Consider the following 20,674-nt stretch of genomic DNA (forward strand, 5'->3'; position numbering starts at 1 on the left):
GAAAACCTCCTCTGAAAACGGTTCCTTACAGGCCCTGGATGTCGGAAGCCTTCTTGCCGTTGTGGACCAGGTCCACCAGGGCGCGGGTCACGGCCTCGGGATCAGGGTGCTTCCAGATATTGCGGCCGATGGCCACGCCGCTGGCCCCCGCGGACATGGCCTGCTCGATGCAGACGAACAGGTCGGAGAGCTGGCTCGTCTTTTCGCCGCCCAGCACCACCACGGGCTGATAAGAGGCGTCGATGACCTGACGGAACTCCTCAGGGGTACCTGCAAAGGTAGTCTTGATGATGCTGGCGCCGTACTCGCAGCCGGTGCGGGCTGCCAGGCGGACGTTCTCCACCGTCTTGGGCACGTCACTGCCAAAGCCGCCGGGCAGCATCTCGGCCATGACGGGCATGCCCCAGGCCCTGCCCTGGGCGGCCAGATCGGCCACGTTCTTCATGCAGTCCTGCTCTGTGGGCGTGCCGGGGAAACCGTTGCAGGCCACCGCGTCGGCGCCTACGCGGAGGGCGTCCTCCACCGAGAAGAGCATCCGGGGATAGCCGTTGGCGCTGCTGGGGATGGCGGAATAGCCGCCGTCGCACCGCAGGATCAGGCCCACATTCTTCAGGATGTCCTGATATTGATTGGCAATACCAAAGGTGGTCAGTACGGCGTCGGCGCCGCCGGCCACGATGGCCTCCAGGATCTCGCCGGTCTTATCCAGGGCAGGATTCACGTTCAGGCCCATGCCGTGATCCATGGCCGCGATCACGGTCTTCCCGTCCGCCCGAAAAATACGTCCCAGTCTTCTCATGATTTTTCCTCCTAAAAAACAATATCCGCTTAGAGGGGGGCCTCCAAAATTTCGTTACAGATTTTCCTCGCAGATCTGCCGGATCTGCTGGGAGACCTCCTGCTCATCCTCGCCCTCCGCCGTGATGGTAATGGTGTCTCCTGTTTTGATCCCCATTCCCATAACGGCCAGGATGCGGTTGGCACTGGCCTTTTTCTCTCCCTTTGAAATCTCGATGATGGAGTGACACTGCTTGGTCAGCTTGGCGAACATCCCGGCGGGGCGTGCGTGCATCCCCAGCTCGCTTTTCACCGTATAGGTAATTTCTTTCACATCCATCCTCCTTTTCAATTTGTCCATTTTGTCAGGTTCCTCTTGACTTTACCCATTATAGCTAGTGAAAAATGACATAACAATGTGGTTTCCTACCAATTTTAAACGGCTCATTTTGTGAACTGCTCCCAAAATATGCACAAAAACCAGAATTCATTATATTGCTTTTCAGCGAAAATAGACTATAATATTTTCAGCCTATTTTGACAGGAGGGACAGGAGATATGTCATACTCACCACCGGTCGCCGCCGCGTCCTTTACGCTGAAGGATCTGCTGGGCCTGGGCTCCATGTCGGGTGCCCGCCTTCTCTCCGGCAGCAGGCTTGATGTGCCCATCACCCGGGCCAATGTGGTGGAGATCGCCAATATGGCTGATTGGGCCAAAGCCGGCGAGTGTGTGATCAGCTCGGGCTATCTCTTCCGCGACCGGGAGGAGCTGCTGGAGGAGCAGCTTCCCCAGCTTCAGGCGGCAGGCGCGGCCGTCCTCTGCCTCAAGCCCCTCCGTTTTCGTCAGGGACTGCCCGACCGTTTCGTCCAGCGGGCCGTGGAATTGGACTTCCCGCTGGTGGAGCTGCCCATGACCGCCGTTTTTGCCAGCATCGTCCAGGAGAGCATGGAGGAGATCTTCCGCCGGGAGACCCAATCCTTCCAGCGCATGCAGAACAAAATGGAGCTTCTGCTGGACGCCTTTATGAGGTCCGAGGACCCGGAGACCAGTCTGGCCGCCCTGGAAAAGGCCATCTCCAACCCCGTGCTGGTCTTTGATTCGGAAAACGAGCTGGTCTCCACCCAGCAGAGCCGGGAACTGCTGGGCGGACTGCAGGAGGATGTGATCCGCCAGCTCTACAAGCGGGCCAACCTCCCCACCCTTTTCTTCCTGCGGGAGGGCAAGCCGGTGGAGATCCCCGTCCACTTTTTTGACATCGGCGGCCACAGCGGCATTCGCATCATCATTCCGGAGTATTACACCCCGCTGGACCAGGAAGACCAGCGGGTCATCGGCCGGGTCAGCCACATTCTGGCCGCTGAGATGAAAAATGCCATCGCGGTCAAGAAGGTCCGCCGGAAGTACAAGCGCCAATTTGTGGAAAACTGGCTCTTCGGCCGTCTGGGGGACGCCATCAACATCTGCCTCTCTGCCCAGACCGACGGTTACACCGTCAGCGTGGACCGCCGCTACCGGGCCGCCATCGTCAACCTGAACACCCCGCACAACTCCGACGCCTTTGCAGAGGAGGATGTGAGCATCATCCGCCACATCATCCGCAATCTCAACTCCAACATCATGTTCACAGTGCTGGAGGGCAAGCTGATCCTGGTCATCGAGGACGGCCCCACCGGCGATTTTTCCCTGCACGAGCTCTCTCTCCTTATGGAAAAGCTCAACTACATCATGGACAAGGGCGACATGAGCTTCTGCATCAGCGACTCCTACCCGGTGCAGGACCTTCCTCTGGCCTACCAGCAGGCCAGAAAGATCAGCGCCATCAGCCGGAAATGCGGCATCCGCCGCCAGGCCATTACCTACGAGACCCTGGGGGTCCTCTACCTGCTGGCCCTCCTGCCGGAGGATGACGCCATACAGCAGTACAAGGACCGTTTTCTCCGGCCGCTGAAAGAGTATGACAGCGCCCACCGCACCGCTCTGCTGGACACGCTGCGGATCTATCTGGAGCAGGGCTGCAACACCCAGAAGACCGCCCAGCTTCTCCACAGCCACTATAACACGGTGGTCTACCGCATCGCCCAGATCGAACGGCTGCTGGACCTCTCCATATCCGACGTGGAGACCCAGCTCCAGCTTCGCATTGCCTTCAAGCTGGATCTGATCCGCTGAGGGCATTGTTCCACGTTCCCATATTCCTGCCCGGACGGCCCGTTCGGAGTGGAAAAAAGCCGGGCCGCCCGGGGATCTCCCCAGGCAGCCCGGCAATTTTTTGATCTTGATCCAGGGGCGGAATCGTCCCCGGAGCACATGTCCTTAATCGTCCCAGTCCGCGTAATCGTCAAACTCCGAGTGGCAGCAGCAGGCCTTCCCCGCGGACAGCTTCTCCTTGGCGCAGCCAAAGAAGGCCGCGATCTTGTCCCAGTATGCGATGATACAGCAGACCCCGGCGGCAATCGTCAGCGAGAGAGCCACGATCTTCAGCACAAAACGGGCGATTTTCATATCCCGTCGCCTCCTTGTCCAAATGATAGTTTTAGTTTACACGCTTTCCGGCCAAATTACAATGCTTATCTGCCATACCGCAGTAAACTTTTTCCCTTGTAGTTTGCAGGGAAATAGAATATAATAAAGAAACGAATGGAAAGAAATCTGCCGCGTATTTTTACGCGGGTGCCAATTCTCGGATAGAAAGGAAGGGTCCTTTATGAAGCTGCAGACCGAAAAGGGTGAGATCCGCATCAGCAGCGAGGTGTTTACCAATATCACCGGCGCCGCGGCCACCAATTGCTACGGAGTGAAGGGCATGGCCATCCGCTCCAAGACCGACGGGCTGGTCCACCTGCTCCGTCGGGAGTCCATGTCCAAGGGCGTGAAGGTCACTTATAACGACGATTCCAGCGTCTCCATCGAGCTGCATATTATCGTGGACAACGGCGTCAACCTGATGGCGGTGAGCCGCTCCATCATGAGCGAGGTCCGCTATATCGTCAGCCGCACCACCGGTGTGGAAGTCAAGAACGTGGACGTCTGCATCGACTCCATGGTCATCGGCTGATCACCCCCATCGAAAGGAAGGAACACGGACATGAGAGAAACCATTGACGGGGCGCTGTTTGCACAGATGATCATCCACGCGTCGGCCTCCATCAACAGCCAGAAGCAGCACATCAACGAGCTCAACGTATTCCCGGTGCCCGACGGTGACACCGGCACCAATATGGGACTGACCATCAGTACCGCCGCCGCCGAGCTGCGCAAGAAGAAGTACCCCACTGTGGGCGAGGCCGCCGGCGCCAACGCCAACGCCCTGCTGCGGGGGGCCCGCGGCAATTCCGGCGTCATCCTCTCCCTGCTCTTCCGGGGCTTTGCCAAGGCTGTAAAGGAGAAGGAGACCATCGACGGCCGGGATCTGGCCATCGCGCTGGACTTCGGCGTGGCCGCCGCCTACAAGGCGGTAATGAAGCCCGCCGAGGGCACCATCCTCACCGTTTCCCGCCTGGCTGCCGCCCAGGCCGCCGCTGCCGCCCGGGAGAATCCTGCTCCCGAGGCAGTGCTGGAGGCCGCCATCCGCGAAGGTGAGGTGGCTCTGGCCGACACCGTGAATCAGAACCCGGTCCTGAAGAAGGCCGGCGTAGTGGATGCCGGAGGCAAGGGCTTCCTGGTCATCCTCCAGGGTATGCTGGACGAGCTGCGGGGCGTGGCCATGCCTGAGGAAACCGGTGGGGAGGCCGACGCCCCCAAGGACAAGGCGGACTTCGCCATGATGAGCCAGGAGGAGATCACCTTTGCCTTTGACACGGTGTTCATCGTCCGCAAGGCCAGCGAGGACGTCAATCTGGTGCCCTTCCAGGCCTATCTCAACAGCATCGGCGACAGTCTGGTCATCGGCGAAAGCGACGATTCCTTCAAAGTCCACGTTCACACCAACATCCCCGGCGAGGCTCTGACCGAGGCCCAGAAGTACGGAACCCTGGAGCTGGCCAAGATCGAGAACATGCGCACCCAGGCCGACGATCTGGCCGCCGGACGGCACGTCCAGAGCACCGACGATCTGGACGCCGTGGAGGCTGAGCTGGAGGGCGGACATGAGGAGGCGCGCAAAGTGGCCGCTCCCGAAAAGAAGTACGGCGTGGTCACGGTCTGCGCCGGCGAGGGGCTTGCCGCTGTGTTCCACGACCTGGGGGTCGACGGGATCATCTCCGGCGGTCAGACCATGAACCCCTCTACCGAGGACATCATGCGTGAGATTGACAAGACCCCCGCCGAGATCGTCTTTGTGCTGCCCAACAACAAGAACATCATCATGGCGGCTGAGCAGTGCGTTCCCCTGGCCGAGGGTAAAAAGGTGGTGGTCCTGCCCAGCAAGACCGTGCCTCAGGGCATTTCCGCCCTGCTGGTGATGGACCCCGAGGCCGGCGAGGAGGAGAACATTGCCGCCATGACCGAGGCTCTGGGCCGGGTATCCACCAGCGAGATCACCTATGCCGCCCGGGATTCGGACTTTGATGGCTTTGCCATCAAGCAGGGCGATTACCTGGCCCTGGTGGAGCACCAGCTCTTCGGCACCGACCAGGATTTATCCGCCCTGCTGGAGCGGCTGGCCCGGTCCGACGCCTCCCAGCAGGCCGAGTTCATCAGCATCTTCTACGGCGTGGATGTGTCGGAGGAGGACGCCCAGAAGGCCCTGGGCCTCTTCCAGGCTGCCTGCCCCAATGCCGAGATCACCCTGCTCTCCGGCGGTCAGCCCGTCTATTACTACATGATCTCCGCCGAGTGATCTTTTCTTTAAAAATTCCGTTCCGTGGTCACGGAACGGAATTTTTTTGCATAAAAAAGCCGCCCGGCGGAACGCCGGGCGGCCAAAACACGATTTGCTTACAGCACCTTGGAGAGGAAATCGATGGTGCGCTGTTCCTTGGGGTTTGCAAAAAAGGCGTGGGGCTCGTTCTGCTCCAGGATGTGGCCGCCGTCCATGAAGAGGACGCGGGTGCCCACCTCCCGGGCAAAACCCATCTCGTGGGTGACCACCGCCATGGTCATCCCCTCCTCCGCCAGCTCCTTCATGACCTGGAGCACCTCGCCCACCATCTCGGGGTCCAGGGCGGAGGTAGGCTCGTCGAAGAGCATGACCTTGGGCTTCATGGCCAGGGCGCGGACGATGGCGATACGCTGCTTCTGGCCGCCGGAGAGCTGCGCGGGATAGGCGTCAGCCTTGTCCAGCAGGTCCACCCGCTTGAGCAGACGGATGGCCTCCTCGTCGGCCTCGGCCTGTTTCATCAGGCCGGTGCGCACCGGGGCCAGAGTGATGTTCTTCCGAATGGTCATATTGGGGAAAAGGTTGAAGTGCTGGAACACCATGCCCATCTGGCGGCGCACCGCGTCGATGTCCACCTTGGGATCGGTGATCTCGGTACCGTTAAAGGTGATCGTACCGGACGTGGGGGTCTCCAGCAGGTTGAGGCAGCGCAGGAAGGTGGACTTGCCGGAGCCGGAAGGCCCGATGATGACCACCTTTTCGCCCGGTGCAATATGCTCCGAAATGTCATCCAGCACCAGATGGTCGCCGAAGGACTTGGAGAGGTGTTTAACGTCGATCACTTTGACGCAGCCTCCTTTCCAGCTTGCCCTGGAGCCAGGTGAGCAGGATCACAAAGACCAGATAGATCACAGCAGCTCCAAGATAGGGGAACATAACCTCATAGGTCTTGGTGCCCACAGCCTGGGCGTAATAGAGCAGCTCCGCCGAGCCGATGGCGGAGACCAGGGAGGTATCCTTGAAGAGGGTGATGAACTCGTTGCCCAGGGCGGGTAGAATGTTCTTGAAGGCCTGGGGAATGATGATAAAGCGCATGGTGTCCAGATAGTTCAGGCCCAGGGAGCGGCCCGCCTCGTTCTGGCCCGCGTCCACGCTCATCAGTCCGCCCCGGACGATCTCCGCCACATAGGCGCCCGAGTTGATGCCCAGGCCGATAACGCCCACCAGGAAGCGGTTTCGGCTGGACTTGAAGATCACGAAGCCCCAGATCAGCAGCTGCACCAGCATGGGGGTGCCCCGGATCACGGTGGTATACACCTGGCACAGGGCGTTCACCAGACCCAGGACCGGGTTGCGTCTGCCTACCCGCTGCTGATCGTGGGAGGTGCGGACCACCGCCACCAGCACACCCAGAATAACGCCGAAGATCAGGGCGATGACCGTCAGTTCCAGAGTGGTCACGACGCCCTGGAGGTAGAGCTTCCAGCGGTCGCCATAGATGAAAGCGGTGTAGAACTTCACGAATGTATTTTCCCAGAAGCTCAGATCGGTGCTGCCCACCAGTTGTTCGTAGAGCGCCGCCATATGCTTCCTCCTCTCTTACCGGAAAAAAAGGCGGCCGCTGGGGCCGCCCCTTTTCCTGTTTTTATTATTCGGCGGTAATGTACTTGTCGATGATGGACTGCACCGTACCGTCATCGATAAGGGTCTTCAGCGCGCCGTTGACGGCATCCAGCAGCTCAGTGTTGCCCTTGGCCATGCCGATAGCATACTCTTCGGTGACATACTCGGTGTCCAGGATGGTCAGGCCGGGGTTGGCCTTCACAAACTCCTGGGCGGGAGCGCTGTCGATGACCACACAGTCCACCTGGCCGCCCAGCAGGGCCTGCACGGCGGTGGCGCCGTTGTCATAGGCGGTGACATGGTCCTCACCGTAGTCGTCGGAACAGTAGATGTAGCCGGTGGTACCCCGCTGGGTGCCGATCATCTTCTCGCCCAGATTGTCCACGGTCACGTCGCTGCCCTCGGGCACAATGATGACCTGAACGGCGGTGGTGTAGGTATCGGAAAACTCCATGACCTGCTTGCGCTCGTCAGTAACGGAAACACCGGCCATGACGATGTCGCTCTGGCCGTTCTGAGCGGCCAGGAGGGCGGCGTCAAAGTCCATGTCATCCACTACCAGCTCCAGGCCCAGCTTCTCGGCGATGGCGCCGGCCACCTCTACGTCGATGCCCTCAAAAGAGCCGTCGTCCGCCACCATCTCATAGGGAGGGAAGGCGGCGTTGGTGGACATATGCAGCTTACCGGCCTCCACCGTGGAAACCGCGGAGCCAGCGGGAGCGCTGGCGGCAGGGGAGCTGGGCTGAGCGGCGGTACCGCTGCCGCAGCCGGCCAGCAGCGTCAGGGACAGGGCAGCGGCCATGCCCAGAGCAAAGATCTTTTTCATATTCATCGTCTCCTAATCGATTCTTCCGCGGGCGGTCTTTCCTGTTCCGCCCGTTGTCTGGCTGAGGTATGGTTTGATTATACACCATATTCATAAAAATGCAAGCCTTTTCTGCATATTTATGAATATGACCAACCCAGAGCAGAAATGGTTCCATGACTTGTGCATCGTGCCCATATTCCTCAATTCCTCCACTTCAGCGGCGCAAATCGTGAAAAAAGAGGCAGAGCAAATGCTCTGCCTCTTTTCCCTTATGCAGTACGTGGCTTAGCCGCGGGTGGTGTACATGAAGAAGTAGAAACCCAAGGGGGTATAATAAGCGCCGTTGATCTCGCTGTCCATCATAAACTTCTCAGTGTAGAAGTAGATGGGACCCAGGGCCCAGTCCTGACCGATGATGATATCCTCGGCCTCATGCATGGCGGCCATACGCTCGGCGGGATCGGAGGTGGACATGGCCTTCTTGATGGCGGCATCGTAGTTGGCATTGACATACTGGGCGTCGTTGTTGCCGCCGCCGGTCAGCCACATATCCAGGAAGGACATGGGATCGTTGTAGTCAGCGATCCAGCCGTTGCGGGCGATCTGGTAGTCGCCGTCCTTACGGGTCTGCAGGAACACGGACCAGTCCTGGTTCTCCAGCTTGACCTCAACGCCCAGGCCGTTCTTCCACTGAGACTGCAGGGCCTCGCCCACGGCCTTGTGGTTGTCGGAGGTGTTGTAGAGGTAGGTCACCACGGGGAAGGTGGAGCGGTCCTCATAGCCGGCCTCGTCCAGCAGGCGGTTGGCCTCCTTCAGGTTGGCCTGGTAGGTGGCGTCGTCCACGGGAGCGTTCCAGTAGTCGCCGCCCACGGTGCGGAAGTCGTCGCCGGTGGCGCCCTCGACGTCATACACGCCGGCGGGCACAAAGCCGGTGGCGGGGACCTGACCGGTCTGGGTCACCTTCTCCACGATGTACTTGGAGTCGATGGCCAGGGTGAAGGCCTTGCGGACACGCCAGTCGTCGAAGGGAGCCTTCTGGGTCTGGTAGCAGACATAGTAGGTGCCGATGTAGTCCACGATCTCCATCTTGCCGTCGGCAAGCAGAGTGGGGATCTCGTCCACGGGCATGTCGTTGATGAACTGCAGCTCGCCGGAGTTATAGGCGGCCAGCATGGCGTTCTGGTCGTCCATCAGCTTGAAGGTGATGGTGTCGGGACCCAGCTTGTCATAGTCATAGTACTCGGGGTTCTTCTCCATGACGATCTGGGAGTTGTGCTTCCACTCCACCATCTTGTAGGCGCCGTTGCCGATGTAGGTGGCGGGATCGAAGGTCCACTCGTCGCCGGCGGCAGCGATCATATCCTCACGGATGGGCAGCAGGGCGGGGAAAGCGGTGACCTCCAGGAAATAGGGGCAGTCGTAGGACAGGGTGACCTCCAGGGTCTTGTCGTCCACGGCCTTGACAGCCAGGGTGTCGGGTTCGGCGTTGCCGTCGTGAATGTCCTGATAGCCCGCGATCATGCCGGCCATGTTCTCATAGTCAGAGGCGGTCTTGGGGTCAACCAGGCGCTTCCAGGCATACTCAAAGTCGCCGGCGGTGACGTCCTTGCCGTCGGACCACTTGATGTCGCTGCGCAGCTTGAAGGTGTAGGTGACGGTGCCATCGCCGTTGTCCGTCTTCTCATAGGACTCGGCCTGGCCATTGACCAGCTCGGCGGCGTTGACGTTGCCGGCCACGTTGGTACCGGTGTCGCCCCACTTCATCAGGCCCTCGAACATGTGCTGGACCATGATGGCGCCGTCAACGGAGCTGTTCAGGGTGGGGTCGATGGTCTGAGGCTCGGACGCGATGCACAGGGAGAGGTTGAACCCTTCGCTGGCAGCGGGGGTGCTGGCCTCGGGCGCGCTGCTGCCCTGGGGCGCGGAAGGCTGGGACGCATTGGTGTTGCCGCAGCCGGCGAGCAGGGTCGCCATCATGGCGCCAGCCAGAGCCAGAGCCAGAAGCTTGCTCTTCTTCATTTGCTGTACCTCCAATAAAATTCTTTGTATCTCCACGCTGGTCTCAGCGCGATACACAGGACGCTCAGCTGTCCTGCAGTGCAGGACAGCCAGGAGCCCCATGGGGCTCCTGAAGCTGAAGTATAGTTGATTATATCATGTGACGGCAATACTGTAAAGTAATTGTTTCAAAATTGTTAACTGAAATCAGAGAACAATTTATTGGAAAAACCGGAATATTGCCCGCCTTTTTCTTTCTTTTTTGCACTGCTGTGCTAAATCATCCGAGCTTGTCCACCAGATGGCAGGCCACCCAGTGGCCGGTCTCCACCTCGCGGAACTCGGGTGCGCACCGGCTGCACTGCTCCGTGGCATACGGACAGCGGGTGTGGAACCGGCAGCCGGAGGGCGGATTCATGGGCGAAGGGATATCGCCCTGGAGCACGATGCGCTTCCGGCCGCGGCTGATCTCGGGGTCAGGCACGGGCACGGCGGAGAGCAGGGTCTGGGTGTAGGGGTGGAGGGGGTGCCGGTTGAGCTCATAGCTCTCGGCCAGCTCCACCAGGCTGCCCAGATACATGACGCCGATGCGGTTGGAAATGTGGCGCACCACGCTCAGGTCATGGGCGATAAACAGGTACGTCAGGCCCATATCGCTCTGCATGTCCTCCAGCATGTTGACCACCTGGGACTGGATGGACACGTCCAGGGCGGAGATGGGCTCGTCGCACACGATGAACTCGGGCTTGACCGCCAGGGCACGGGCAATGCCCACGCGCTGCTGCTGGCCGCCGGAGAACTCGTGTGGATAGCGGTTGGCGTGCTCGGTGTTGAGTCCCACCATGCTCAGCAGTTCCTTGATGCGCTCGGTGCGCTCGGCCTTGCTGGAGTAAAGCTTGTGGATGTCCAGCGCCTCGCCGATGATCTCGCCCACCGTCATGCGGGGGTCCAGGCTGGCGGAGGGGTCCTGAAAGATGATCTGCATCTTCCGGCGGTAGGGCAGCATATTCACCGCCCGGGGCTTGGGCACGCTGACATGGACCATCTCCTCCTTCTCCACGGTGGAACCGTCCTTCTCCTTGACCTCAACGGTCTTGCGCTGCCAGGGGTCCTCCCCCTCGAAGATGGTTTCGCCCCCGTAGATAATCTTACCGGAGGTGGGCTCATGGAGCCGGAGGATGGTGCGGCCCAGGGTGGTCTTGCCGCAGCCGGACTCGCCCACCAGGCCCAGGGTCTCGCCCTTTTCGATATAGAGGGACACGTTCTCCACGGCCTGGACGCCGGGTCCCTTGGTCCCCTTGACGTGGAAGTACTTCTTCAGGTTCTGTACTTCCAGCAGGATCTCCTTCTCAGCCATTGTTCGCTCCCTCCTCTCCCTTGTTCTTCAGCTGCTCCTGTACCCGCAGCCAGCAGGCGGAGCGATGGCCCTCGCCCAGCTCCACATAGGGCGGCATTTTCTGGAGGCAGATCTTCATGCAGTTCTCGCACCGGGGCGCGAAAGGACATCCCTCCGGCGGGTTGAGCATATCCACAGGCGTACCCTCGATGGGGATCAGGCGCTCGTGGCTCTCGGCGTCCACCCGGGGCATGGAACGCAGCAGGCCCAGGGTATAGGGGTGCGCGGGATGGTAGAAAATATCGTCCACCTTGCCCTGCTCCACCATCTTGCCGGCGTACATGACGCTGACTTTGTCGCAGATCTCGGCCACCACGCCCAGGTTGTGGGTAATGAAGATGATGCCCATGTGGGTCTTTTTCTGCAGGTCTTTCATCAGCTCCAGGATCTGGGCCTGAATGGTCACGTCCAGGGCGGTGGTAGGCTCGTCGGCAATGAGCAGCTGGGGATGGCAGATGAGACCCATGGCGATCATCACGCGCTGGCGCATGCCGCCGGAGAACTCATGGGGATACTGCTTCATCCGCTTCTGCACGTTGTTGATGCCCACCAGCTCCAGCATCTCCATGGCCCGCTTTGCGGCCTGTTCCTTGGTGATCTTCTTGTCGTGGGCCCGCAGGGCCTCGATAAGCTGGTTGCCGATGGTGTAGACCGGGTTGAGGCAGGTCATGGGGTTCTGGAAGATCATGGAGACCTTGTTGCCGCGGAAGGCGGTCATCTCCTCCTTGGAGAAGGCCAGCACATCCTGGCCCTCGAAGGTGATGGAGCCGCCGATGACCTTGCCGGGAGACTGGAGCAGGCCGATGATGGAGTATGCCTCCACGCTCTTGCCCGAGCCGGACTCGCCCACGATGCCCATGACCTCGCCGTAGTTCAGGTCATAGCTGATGCCGCCCACGGCCTTGACCTCACCGGCGGGGGTGAAGAAGGAGACATGGAGGTCCTTGACTTCCAGGAGCTTGCCGCTCCGCTTCTCCGGCTCATTGTTCACAATGTTCTCATTATTTGCCATGATATCGTCTCCTCCTTTCTTACTTTTTCAGGCGGGGATCCAGCGCGTCGCGCAGGCCGTCGCCAAACAGGTTGAAGGACAGGATCATTACGCTGAGGATGATGGCGGGGAAGAACAGGCGGTACGGATAGGTATACAGGCCGCCCAGCGCGTCGGAGGCCATGGAGCCAAGGCTGGCCAGGGGGGCGGAGACGCCCACGCCCAGGAAGGACAGGAAGGACTCCAGGAAGATGGCCGAGGGGATCTGCAGGCAGGTGGTGACCACGATCTGGCCCATGCAGTTGGGCAGCAGGTGACGCTTGATGATCCGTCCGCCGGAAGCGCCCAGGGCACGGGCGGCGGTGACATACTCCTGCTCCTTGAGCTGGATGATCTGGCCGCGGATGATGCGGCTCATGGTGACCCAGTACAGCAGGCCGAAGGCGATGAACATGCCGATCAGGTTGGAGCCCAGCAGGTTGACCAGTTCGGCCAGCACATTGCCGCGGTTGGCGTTGACGAAACCCTTGAGAGTCTCATTCATGACCATGGAGATGAGCAGGATGACCAGCACTTCGGGGATGGAATAGATGACCTCCACGATACGCTGCATCACCGCGTCCACCTTGCCGCCGCAGTAGCCGGAGATGGAGCCGTACACGGCGCCGATGACCAGCACCAGCAGCGCGGCGAACACGCCCACGATCATGGACACCCGGGTGCCCACCATGGTGCGCACCATCAGGTCACGGCCGTTGCGGTCGGTGCCGAAAAGATGGGGAAAGACCTTCTCGCCGTTGGCCATACGCTCCAGCTCCTTGTTGGAGTAGCCGCCCAGCTTGGCCTTGATGCCCAGCTTCTTGATCATATAGGCGTTGAGCTCGTCACCGGAGAGGACGTTGCCCTCCTCATCGGTGATCTGGCCGGAGGCCTTGGCCTTGGCGCGGATCTTGGCCTCTTCAATGGGGGTGAGCTTCTTGCCGGCCTTTTCGGCCTCGGCCCGGGCCTGCTCCACCGCCTCATCCGGATCCAGGGTCTGGGTGGCCTCGGCCAGGCGGGCCTGATCCTCCAGCGAATAGTGCCAGGGATGCAGGTTCTCGGCGCCGGCGTTGAACTCGTCATAGCTGTAGGGCACGATGACGGGACCCACGAAGGCGAACAGGAAAATAAGGATCAGCACCGCGGCGGCCACCATGGCCACCGTGTTTTTGCGCAGGCGGCGCCAGGCGTCGGCCCAGTAGGAGATGCTCTTGCGCTCGGCAATGAAGTTGGCCTTTTCCTCCCTGCCGGCGGGGGCAAAGTCAGCGTCGCCCAGTCCCATGATATATTCGTCGTTGATCTGGAGCGAGCCCATATGCTTGTACTTGTCTGCCATGATCCTTACTTGCCTCCCTTCGCCAGGTTGATGCGGGGATCCACCAGCTTATACAGCAGGTCCACCACCAGGTTCATCAGAACGATGAAGGTGGCCAGGAAGATGGTGGTGCCCATAATCACCGGATAGTCCCGGTTGGGGATGGCCTGGACAAAGTAGCGGCCCAGGCCGGGGATGTTGAACACCTTCTCCACCACGAAGCCGCCGGACAGGGTGAAGGCCACCTGGGGGCCCAGATAAGTGATGACCGGGATCAGGGCGTTGCGCAGAGCATGCTTGAAGATGATCTTATTGGTCTTGAGGCCCTTGGCCCGGGCCGTCTTGATGTACTCCTGGTTGATGGCGTCCAGCATGGCCGCCCGGCTCTGTCGGGAGATATAACACATGGGATAAAAGCCCAGGGAGAAGCAGGGCAGCACATAACTCTGCCACGACCCGTCGAACATGGTGGGGAACACCTGGGCCAGGCCGCCGCACAGGGTAAAGAGCAGCAGCGTGGCCGTCACGAAGGAGGGCATGGAGATACCCACCGTGCAGACGATACGCAGGGCGCTGTCCACCGGCTTGCCACGGTTATAGGCCGCGATACACCCCAATGGGACGCCCACAGCCACCGCCCAGAGCAGGGCAATGATACCGATCTTGGCCGAGACCGGGAACATCTCCTTAATGATATTGATGACGGGATAGTTCTTCTGCATCTTGATGGAGGTGCCCATGTCCAGATGCAGAAGGTTCTTCAGGTATATGCCCAGCTGGATATGGAGGGGCTTGTCCAGTCCATGCTTGGCGTTGAGGGCCGCGATGACCTCCGGAGAGGGAGACTTGTCGCTGAGCCAGGGGTTGCCGGGGATCGCATGCATCAGGAAAAAGGTGATGCACGCCACCAGAAGGATGGTCAGCAGCGCCATCAGGACGCGCTTTACCACATATTTCGCCATGATCTCACTTCCTATGACTTTCTTTTTGGGCCATTCACATACTTACCCCCGGCAAATAAGGGACGACGCACCGCCCGGCGGCCGCGCCGGCGGCCTTTTCGGACACCATAAAGCCGTATCGACCCCTGTCTACCGAGGGTATATTAATGGTTTGTATATTTTACCGTAAATAATGTCCGCAGTCAAGAGACATTTTGTGGATTATTCGTTCTTTCCTGCGCTACCGTTTTATTGCATTAGCTCGCTAATATATTGCAATTCAGGTCCATTTTGAAGAATTGCACTGTGTTTTTCAACCATTTCGTCGGGATAATAGGACTCTTTTGCCTTCCGCAGACCGGGGACACCCATATCGTCTTCCCGATTCAGACAGCAAATTTCAGGGTACTTCTCCCGGACCCGCCGGGCAAACTCCCGGTTGATGAGGGGATAGGCCCCCCGCAGCTCATTGTAGGCTTTCTCAAAATGCACATCGTAAATCGTGGAATTCAGCCGGTCGCCCATGGTGAAGGCCACTACCTCGCCGCAGATGCGGATCAGTCCGCCCTCCAGTCCCAGCGCCTCAAAGTGCTCCATCGCCTCCCGCAGGGCTATGCCCTCATTGCCCAGATCCGCTTCCTCCTGCCTGCCCTCCCGCTCCCGGCTGCGGCGGTACCACTCCCGGTCCATCTCCAGGCACTCGGGCAGCAGCGCGGGGGTCAGCTCCTCATAGCGCCAGTCCGGGAATTCCCGTTCCAGAGCGCTGATGTGGTTTCGCTTATTGTGCATCTTCTTGCCCGGCAGGTCGGCCAGCCGGTGGATGTCGTAGAGATAATCGTACCCGTCCCGGTCAGGCTGAAAGGCGAAGCGGCCCGGGAAGAGCCCCTCCAGCTCGTCCATCTGCCGTGGCGTCAGGCACACCAGGCGCAATGTCTCCCCCCGTGCCCCGGCGTCCCGGGCCAGTTCCCGGATCACCGGCCGCACATCCCCGGCTCCGGCGGGATAGAGGCAGCTGCACCCCAGGGCGCCGCACAGATGGACCGCCAGGAAGCCCTCCACCCGGGCGATCCGGTAATGGAAGGCCTTCCGCCAGGTATACAGATTGGTGAAATTATATTCACATCCCTTATAATCCGCCTGTGCCAGCAGTCCGTCCACCCACGGCTTGTCCGCCAGCGTCGGTTCACGAAAATCGATCATCGGTCCATCCTTCTCCTTTGGGTCGCACTCTTTTCGCGATTTTCCCGGTGATATCCTACCACGCCCGTCTGAAAATAGCAAGTGGAAGGAGTCCCCACACTCACGGCGCGGGGACTCCTCTCCCTGTCAGCTCCCCAGCAGCACCGGCTGGAGCTGTTCTCCCCGGCGGGCCGCCTCGATGGCCGCCGGCACCCGGCTGAAATCGGCCATCAGCGAGGTAGGTTTGCGTTCCGGATCGTCCTGCCGGAAGGGCACGAAGTAGACGTTTTTCTTTTCCAGCAGCGTCCCGATGTGCCTGGCGGAGGCCGCCAGACCGTCGTTGGTGGACAGCGCCACCACCACGGGCCGCCCGTTGCGCAGGTGGGCCTTGGCCGCCATGGTCACTGAGGAGTCGGTGATGCCCGAGGCCAGCTTGGCCAGTGTATTTCCGGTGCAGGGGCAGATCACCAGCACATCCAGCAGTTTCTGGGGGCCGATGGGCTCAGCCTTGACAATGGAATCGATGACCCGGCGGTCGCAGATGCGCTCCATCTCCCGCATAAAGTCATGGGCGTTGCCAAAGCGGGTATCGGTGGCGGCGCTCCGCTCCGAGACGATGGGGATCACGTGCTCATATCTTCGTGCCACCTCTTCCAGGGCCTCCATGGCCCGGCTGTAAGTACAAAAAGAGCCGCAGAAGGCAAAGCCGATATTACATGCTTCCATACTCACACTCCCAATTCATTGAGGATATTATAGATGGCGGTGCGGATGGCACGGCCTGCGGTCACCGGCGCGGTCTTTCCCGGCAGGGAGAGGGCCCAGATGGCACGCACCCCCAGGCGGCGCGCCGCCTCAAAGTCCACCCCGGCGGATGTGGGGATCGGATACGGGGTGCGTCAGGTCTGCCTCCTTCCGGAGGACTGACAGCGCATAAAAAGCAGGCCGTCAGACAGTTTCCTGTCCCTCCGGCCTGCAAAAGCGGAACTCCAATTCGACGGTCTGATCGGCGTGGATGAGGACACGGGCCAGCAGGGAGGTTACAGCCGCCCGGTCCAGGGTGTCAAAGGTCAGGAACTGATGGATCTGCTCTGCAAAGTCCCTGTGTGTACTCTCCTGCTCCATGTGCTGCCGTGCCTCTTCCAATATCCCCTCCCATCCTGCACGCTCCTCCCGGTTCCGTGCCAGCAGTGTCCGGAACTCCCCCTCCAGCAGCACTCCGGCTTCCCTGTCCTGATAGAGCTGCTCCAGGACTGCGTTCAGCCGTTCCAGCTTCTGCCGGGCAGCCCGCTGCCGCCGCTCCGCACCATCCGCGGCGTCCTCATTTTGGAGCGCCTTTTGGATTTCCCTTTCATCCAACTGCCCGGCCAACGCCCTGAGTTCCCTTTGGATCGCTCCGATCACGGCGTCCTCCCGGATGCGGTGGGCGGTACACAGGTGGAGCCTTCCTCCCTTCCGGTAGCCTTGGCAGACCATGCAGGTCCTCGTTTCGCTCTCCCTGACGTAGGTCATGGGAGAGCCGCAGTCGGCGCAAAAGGCCAGCCCGGTCAGCAGGTGACCGCCCCGGCCGCTGTGCGTATAGCTCCGTACGGCCAGCATCTCCCGGACCCGGTCAAAGGTATCCTGGGAGACCAGCGGCTCGTGGGTATTGGGGATGATGATCCATGCTTCCTCGGGGAGCGTGACCCGCCGCGAGAGCTTGTAGTTGACCTTTTCCCGCCGGTTCTGGGTCAGATGTCCCGCGTATGTGGGGTTGGTCAGGATGCGCCGCACCATGGTATCGCTCCATACGCCGGGAAAGCGGCTGCCTGTGATACCGCCGCCCTTACGCTGGGAAGGCGTGGGTACGCCCTGCTCGGTCAGCGCCTTTGCCACCCCCATGACGGAGCCACCGGCCAGATACATCCGAAAGATCCGGCGGACCACCTCAGCCCCCTCCAGCTCCACGATCAGGTGCCCTTTCTCCTCCGGGTCCTTCCGGTAGCCCAGGGGCGGCGAGGCGCCGATGAATTTCCCCTCCCGCTTCCGTGTCGTCAGGGCGGCGCGGACCTTTCTGGAGATATCCGCCGTGTAGAAATCATTGGCCGCCGTGAGGAAGGGAAAAAGCGCCCCGGCCGCGCCCGGTTCCGCAGTGTCAAACCCTTCAGCCACAGAGATATAGCGCACCTGGTGCTGCGGAAAATAGATCTGGTAATAATAGGCTGTCCCGATCTGGTCACGGCCCAGCCGGGACAGGTCCTTGGTAATGACGGTATCGATCTTTCCTGCGGCAATGTCATCCAGCAGTCTGCGGAAGCCCGGGCGGTCGAAATTGGTCCCGGAGTAGCCGTCGTCCGAATAGATCTCAGCTGCCTGCCAGCCGCGTCTGTGTACGTATTGCATCAGGCCGCTTCGTTGGTTTTCGATGCTCATGGACTCACCTGCCCGCTCGTCATCCCTTGACAGGCGGAGGTAGAGGCCTATTTTCTGCCCGTCCATTCTTTTTCGTCCTCTCTCTTCCGCCCGCGCAGCAGACGGATCAGCTGCTCCTGCAGCGTGGGCCCCTGGGCAGGGAAACCACAAATGACCTTCATAAAACAGAAACCTCCTTCATTGCCGCCTTCGCGTGCTTTTCAGGGTTATCATATGCGGCAGCACAAGGAGACCATTCCGCTTGTGTGCTGCGCTTAGGTGTGCTGCTGTTTTTATGGATCTCCCGAATTGTCCGGCCGTTCGATCAGGGGACGGGAAGGATGGCCGCCGTAATATGGTCAAAATGAAGGCCGTTTCCTTCTTTGATTCTTGTTTGAAATAAATTGCGCATAGTGTTATGGTATGATATAATTGTGTTATAAATTAAAATTTTGTAACCACTTGTCCGGTCATTTTTGAGAAAGAAGGGATTTTTCCATGATCCGGTGGTCTCTCACGGCGGAATTCCTCTCTTTTATCACCATTGTGATCCTGTTTCTCTACTACAATGAGCGCGGTCGCTTCCCCACGCACCGCCGCAGCCTTTATCTTCTCTGTCTCTGCGCCTCCGGCGGCTCCATCCTGCTCAACGCTCTGTGCGTCTATGCCATCGCAGTCCCGGACCTGCTCCCGCTGTGGCTGAGCTGGCTCCTCAACAGCCTGTATTTTCTGCTGTGCGTCTCCGTATGCTCCCTGATCGCCGGCTTTCTCTTTGCATTGCTGCTGGAGCATGTATATGACAAGCGCTGCCTGCACCGGGCGCTGGCTGCCATCATCGCCCTCACCGCCGGGTTTGCCCTGCTCACTCTCTGGAACCTGCGCAGCGGCGTTCTCTTTTTCTTTGACGAGGCCGGCGGCTACCACCGGGGGCCCCTCAACGCCATGGGCTACTGCATTCTGGGCGTGGAGCTGGTCATGCTGGTGCTCTGCTATCTGCGCAACCGGTCCAGCGTCTCCCGCCCCATGGTCCGCGTGATGCACGTACTGCCCCCTCTTTTGGTGCTTATGACCGTGTTCCAGCGGCTCTATCCCGGACTGCTGCTCAACGGCACTCTGCTGGCCCAGGCCAACCTGATCGTATTCATCAGTTTCCACACCCGCAGCGTAGAGCTGGACAGTTTGACCGGCATCCGGAACCGGGCGTCTTTTTTTCGCGAGCTCACACTGCGTTCCGGCGGCCGCCAGCCCCTCCAGCTCATTCTGATCTCGCTGGCCCAGTTTGCCCAGGTCAACCAGAAATACGGCTATCCTGCCGGAGACGCACTGCTCTATGAGACGGCCCGGTATCTGGATGGCGTCTTTCCCTCCTTTACCGCCTTCCGGTTCAACAATGTGGAGTTCGTCCTGCTCGGCCCCGCTCAGGATGAACGTGAGGCCTGCCGGCGGCTGGATATCCTGGAGCGGCGGTTCCGGGAGCCCTGGCAGCTGGGCGGACTGTCTCTTACCCTTTCCGTGAATCTGGCCGACGTCGTATACACCGGCGGCAGCCGGCAGACCCCCGCCCAGCTCATCGACTTTCTGGAATACGCCGCCCGTCTGGCCCGGCAGGAAAACCGTCCTCTCGTCCGTTTTGACCCCGATGTGGAAGCCCGGTTCCGGCGGCGGCAGCACCTGGTGGACCTGATGCGGAGCTCCATCCGGCAGCGCCGGTTCCAGATCTGGTATCAGCCGGTCTATTGCCTCCACGGCCGCCACTTCTGCTCGGCCGAAGCCCTTCTTCGCCTGACCGACTATGACGGCGCCCCCATCTCCCCCGGCGAGTTCATTCCCCTGGCGGAGGAGACCGGCCTGATCGACGAGCTGAGCTGGATCGTTCTGGAGGAGGTCTGCCGCTTCCTGGGTGCCGGGCGGGCAGGTCCCCTTCAGTACGTTTCCATCAATCTCTCCCCCCGCCAGTTCCGGGATCCCGGCCTGATTCACCGGGTCCGCGCCGCGCTGGACCGTTTTCAGGTCCCGCCCGGCCGGCTGAAGATTGAGATCACGGAGCAGGTGTTTCTGGAGGATACCAAACGGGCGGAGGCCATCGTCTCCTCCCTGACCGATTACGGCGTCCGGTTCTTTATGGATGATTTCGGCACCGGGTACTCCAACCTCTCCTGTGTGCTGGGTCTTCCCTTTGAGTACATCAAGCTGGACCGCAGCCTGATCGCGCCCCTGCCAGACGATCCCCAGGCCGGCCTTATGGTACGCACCCTTATCCAGCTCTTTCACGGTCTGGGGAAACGGCTCATCGCTGAGGGCGTGGAGACCGCCTCTCAGGCCGAGCTGCTCTGCCGCTGCGGTGCCGACAGCATCCAGGGCTTTTACTACGCCCACCCCATGCCGGAGGGCGACTTTATCCGCTTCCTTTCCGCCGCGCCTCCCTCCGCCGCGGAGCAGTCCTGACAAAAAAGCGCC

18 protein-coding genes are annotated in these 20,674 nt (G+C 60.4%); 4 read left to right on the forward strand and 14 right to left on the reverse strand.

What is annotated here, in order from left to right; all coding sequences use genetic code 11:
- Positions 1-25: 25 nt before the first annotated feature.
- Together ACTNBZ_RS07040 and ACTNBZ_RS07045 are read right to left on the reverse strand one after the other, a co-directional pair.
- Positions 26-799, reverse strand: coding sequence for a class I fructose-bisphosphate aldolase (locus ACTNBZ_RS07040; RefSeq protein ID WP_441208961.1), 774 nt, complete (start codon positions 797-799; stop codon positions 26-28).
- Between the two features lie 54 nt (positions 800-853).
- On the reverse strand, positions 854-1,111 hold the full coding sequence (locus tag ACTNBZ_RS07045; RefSeq protein WP_441208962.1) for an HPr family phosphocarrier protein: 258 nt from the start codon (positions 1,109-1,111) through the stop codon (positions 854-856).
- Between the two features lie 224 nt (positions 1,112-1,335).
- Between ACTNBZ_RS07045 and ACTNBZ_RS07050 the strand changes: the two genes are divergently transcribed.
- On the forward strand, positions 1,336-2,949 hold the full coding sequence (locus tag ACTNBZ_RS07050; protein WP_441208963.1) for a PucR family transcriptional regulator: 1,614 nt from the start codon (positions 1,336-1,338) through the stop codon (positions 2,947-2,949).
- 144 nt (positions 2,950-3,093) lie between these two features.
- On the opposite strand, the gene ACTNBZ_RS07055 is transcribed toward ACTNBZ_RS07050, so the two are convergent.
- Positions 3,094-3,282: a hypothetical protein gene (locus ACTNBZ_RS07055; RefSeq protein ID WP_441208964.1), complete on the reverse strand. Its 189-nt coding sequence runs from the start codon at positions 3,280-3,282 to the stop codon at positions 3,094-3,096.
- Between the two features lie 202 nt (positions 3,283-3,484).
- Here ACTNBZ_RS07055 and ACTNBZ_RS07060 point away from each other — a divergent pair, with 202 nt between their 5' ends.
- On the forward strand, positions 3,485-3,835 hold the full coding sequence (locus tag ACTNBZ_RS07060) for an Asp23/Gls24 family envelope stress response protein (protein ID WP_441208965.1): 351 nt from the start codon (positions 3,485-3,487) through the stop codon (positions 3,833-3,835).
- A 30-nt stretch (positions 3,836-3,865) separates the two neighbouring features.
- Positions 3,866-5,557 carry a DAK2 domain-containing protein gene (locus tag ACTNBZ_RS07065; protein ID WP_441208966.1) on the forward strand — a complete coding sequence of 564 codons (1,692 nt, stop codon included), beginning with the start codon at positions 3,866-3,868 and terminating at the stop codon, positions 5,555-5,557.
- A 98-nt stretch (positions 5,558-5,655) separates the two neighbouring features.
- Here ACTNBZ_RS07065 and ACTNBZ_RS07070 read toward each other — a convergent pair whose 3' ends face one another.
- From ACTNBZ_RS07070 to ACTNBZ_RS07120, 11 genes are all read right to left on the reverse strand, one after another.
- Positions 5,656-6,378: an amino acid ABC transporter ATP-binding protein gene (locus ACTNBZ_RS07070; protein WP_441208967.1), complete on the reverse strand. Its 723-nt coding sequence runs from the start codon at positions 6,376-6,378 to the stop codon at positions 5,656-5,658.
- Positions 6,365-7,120, reverse strand: a complete 756-nt coding sequence (locus ACTNBZ_RS07075; RefSeq protein WP_441208968.1) for an amino acid ABC transporter permease — start codon at positions 7,118-7,120, stop codon at positions 6,365-6,367. Before ACTNBZ_RS07075 ends, ACTNBZ_RS07070 begins: the two co-directional genes overlap by 14 nt.
- Positions 7,121-7,184: 64 nt before the next feature.
- Positions 7,185-7,985 carry an ABC transporter substrate-binding protein gene (locus ACTNBZ_RS07080; protein ID WP_441208969.1) on the reverse strand — a complete coding sequence of 267 codons (801 nt, stop codon included), beginning with the start codon at positions 7,983-7,985 and terminating at the stop codon, positions 7,185-7,187.
- A 267-nt stretch (positions 7,986-8,252) separates the two neighbouring features.
- A complete protein-coding gene (locus ACTNBZ_RS07085) occupies positions 8,253-9,986 on the reverse strand; it encodes a peptide ABC transporter substrate-binding protein (RefSeq protein ID WP_441208970.1) in 1,734 nt (577 codons plus the stop codon).
- Positions 9,987-10,245: 259 nt separating this feature from the next.
- A complete protein-coding gene (locus ACTNBZ_RS07090; RefSeq protein ID WP_441208971.1) occupies positions 10,246-11,322 on the reverse strand; it encodes an ABC transporter ATP-binding protein in 1,077 nt (358 codons plus the stop codon).
- Entirely contained in the window at positions 11,315-12,373 is a 1,059-nt protein-coding gene (locus ACTNBZ_RS07095; RefSeq protein ID WP_441208972.1) for an ABC transporter ATP-binding protein, read from the reverse strand. Before ACTNBZ_RS07095 ends, ACTNBZ_RS07090 begins: the two co-directional genes overlap by 8 nt.
- Positions 12,374-12,392: 19 nt before the next feature.
- Positions 12,393-13,727, reverse strand: a complete 1,335-nt coding sequence (locus ACTNBZ_RS07100) for an ABC transporter permease (protein WP_441208973.1) — start codon at positions 13,725-13,727, stop codon at positions 12,393-12,395.
- Between the two features lie 5 nt (positions 13,728-13,732).
- On the reverse strand, positions 13,733-14,668 hold the full coding sequence (locus ACTNBZ_RS07105; protein ID WP_441208974.1) for an ABC transporter permease: 936 nt from the start codon (positions 14,666-14,668) through the stop codon (positions 13,733-13,735).
- 228 nt (positions 14,669-14,896) lie between these two features.
- On the reverse strand, positions 14,897-15,847 hold the full coding sequence (locus ACTNBZ_RS07110; protein ID WP_441208975.1) for a DUF2156 domain-containing protein: 951 nt from the start codon (positions 15,845-15,847) through the stop codon (positions 14,897-14,899).
- Positions 15,848-15,973: 126 nt separating this feature from the next.
- Positions 15,974-16,552 carry a dipicolinate synthase subunit B gene (locus ACTNBZ_RS07115; RefSeq protein WP_441208976.1) on the reverse strand — a complete coding sequence of 193 codons (579 nt, stop codon included), beginning with the start codon at positions 16,550-16,552 and terminating at the stop codon, positions 15,974-15,976.
- Between the two features lie 222 nt (positions 16,553-16,774).
- Positions 16,775-18,304, reverse strand: a complete 1,530-nt coding sequence (locus tag ACTNBZ_RS07120; RefSeq protein ID WP_441208977.1) for a recombinase family protein — start codon at positions 18,302-18,304, stop codon at positions 16,775-16,777.
- A 411-nt stretch (positions 18,305-18,715) separates the two neighbouring features.
- On the opposite strand from ACTNBZ_RS07120, the gene ACTNBZ_RS07125 reads away from it, so the two are divergent.
- Positions 18,716-20,662: a putative bifunctional diguanylate cyclase/phosphodiesterase gene (locus ACTNBZ_RS07125; RefSeq protein WP_441208978.1), complete on the forward strand. Its 1,947-nt coding sequence runs from the start codon at positions 18,716-18,718 to the stop codon at positions 20,660-20,662.
- Positions 20,663-20,674: the final 12 nt, after the last annotated feature.

It is taken from the genome of Pseudoflavonifractor sp. HCP28S3_F10 (genome assembly GCF_052065415.1).
Classification (GTDB): Bacteria; Bacillota; Clostridia; order Oscillospirales; family Oscillospiraceae; genus Pseudoflavonifractor_A.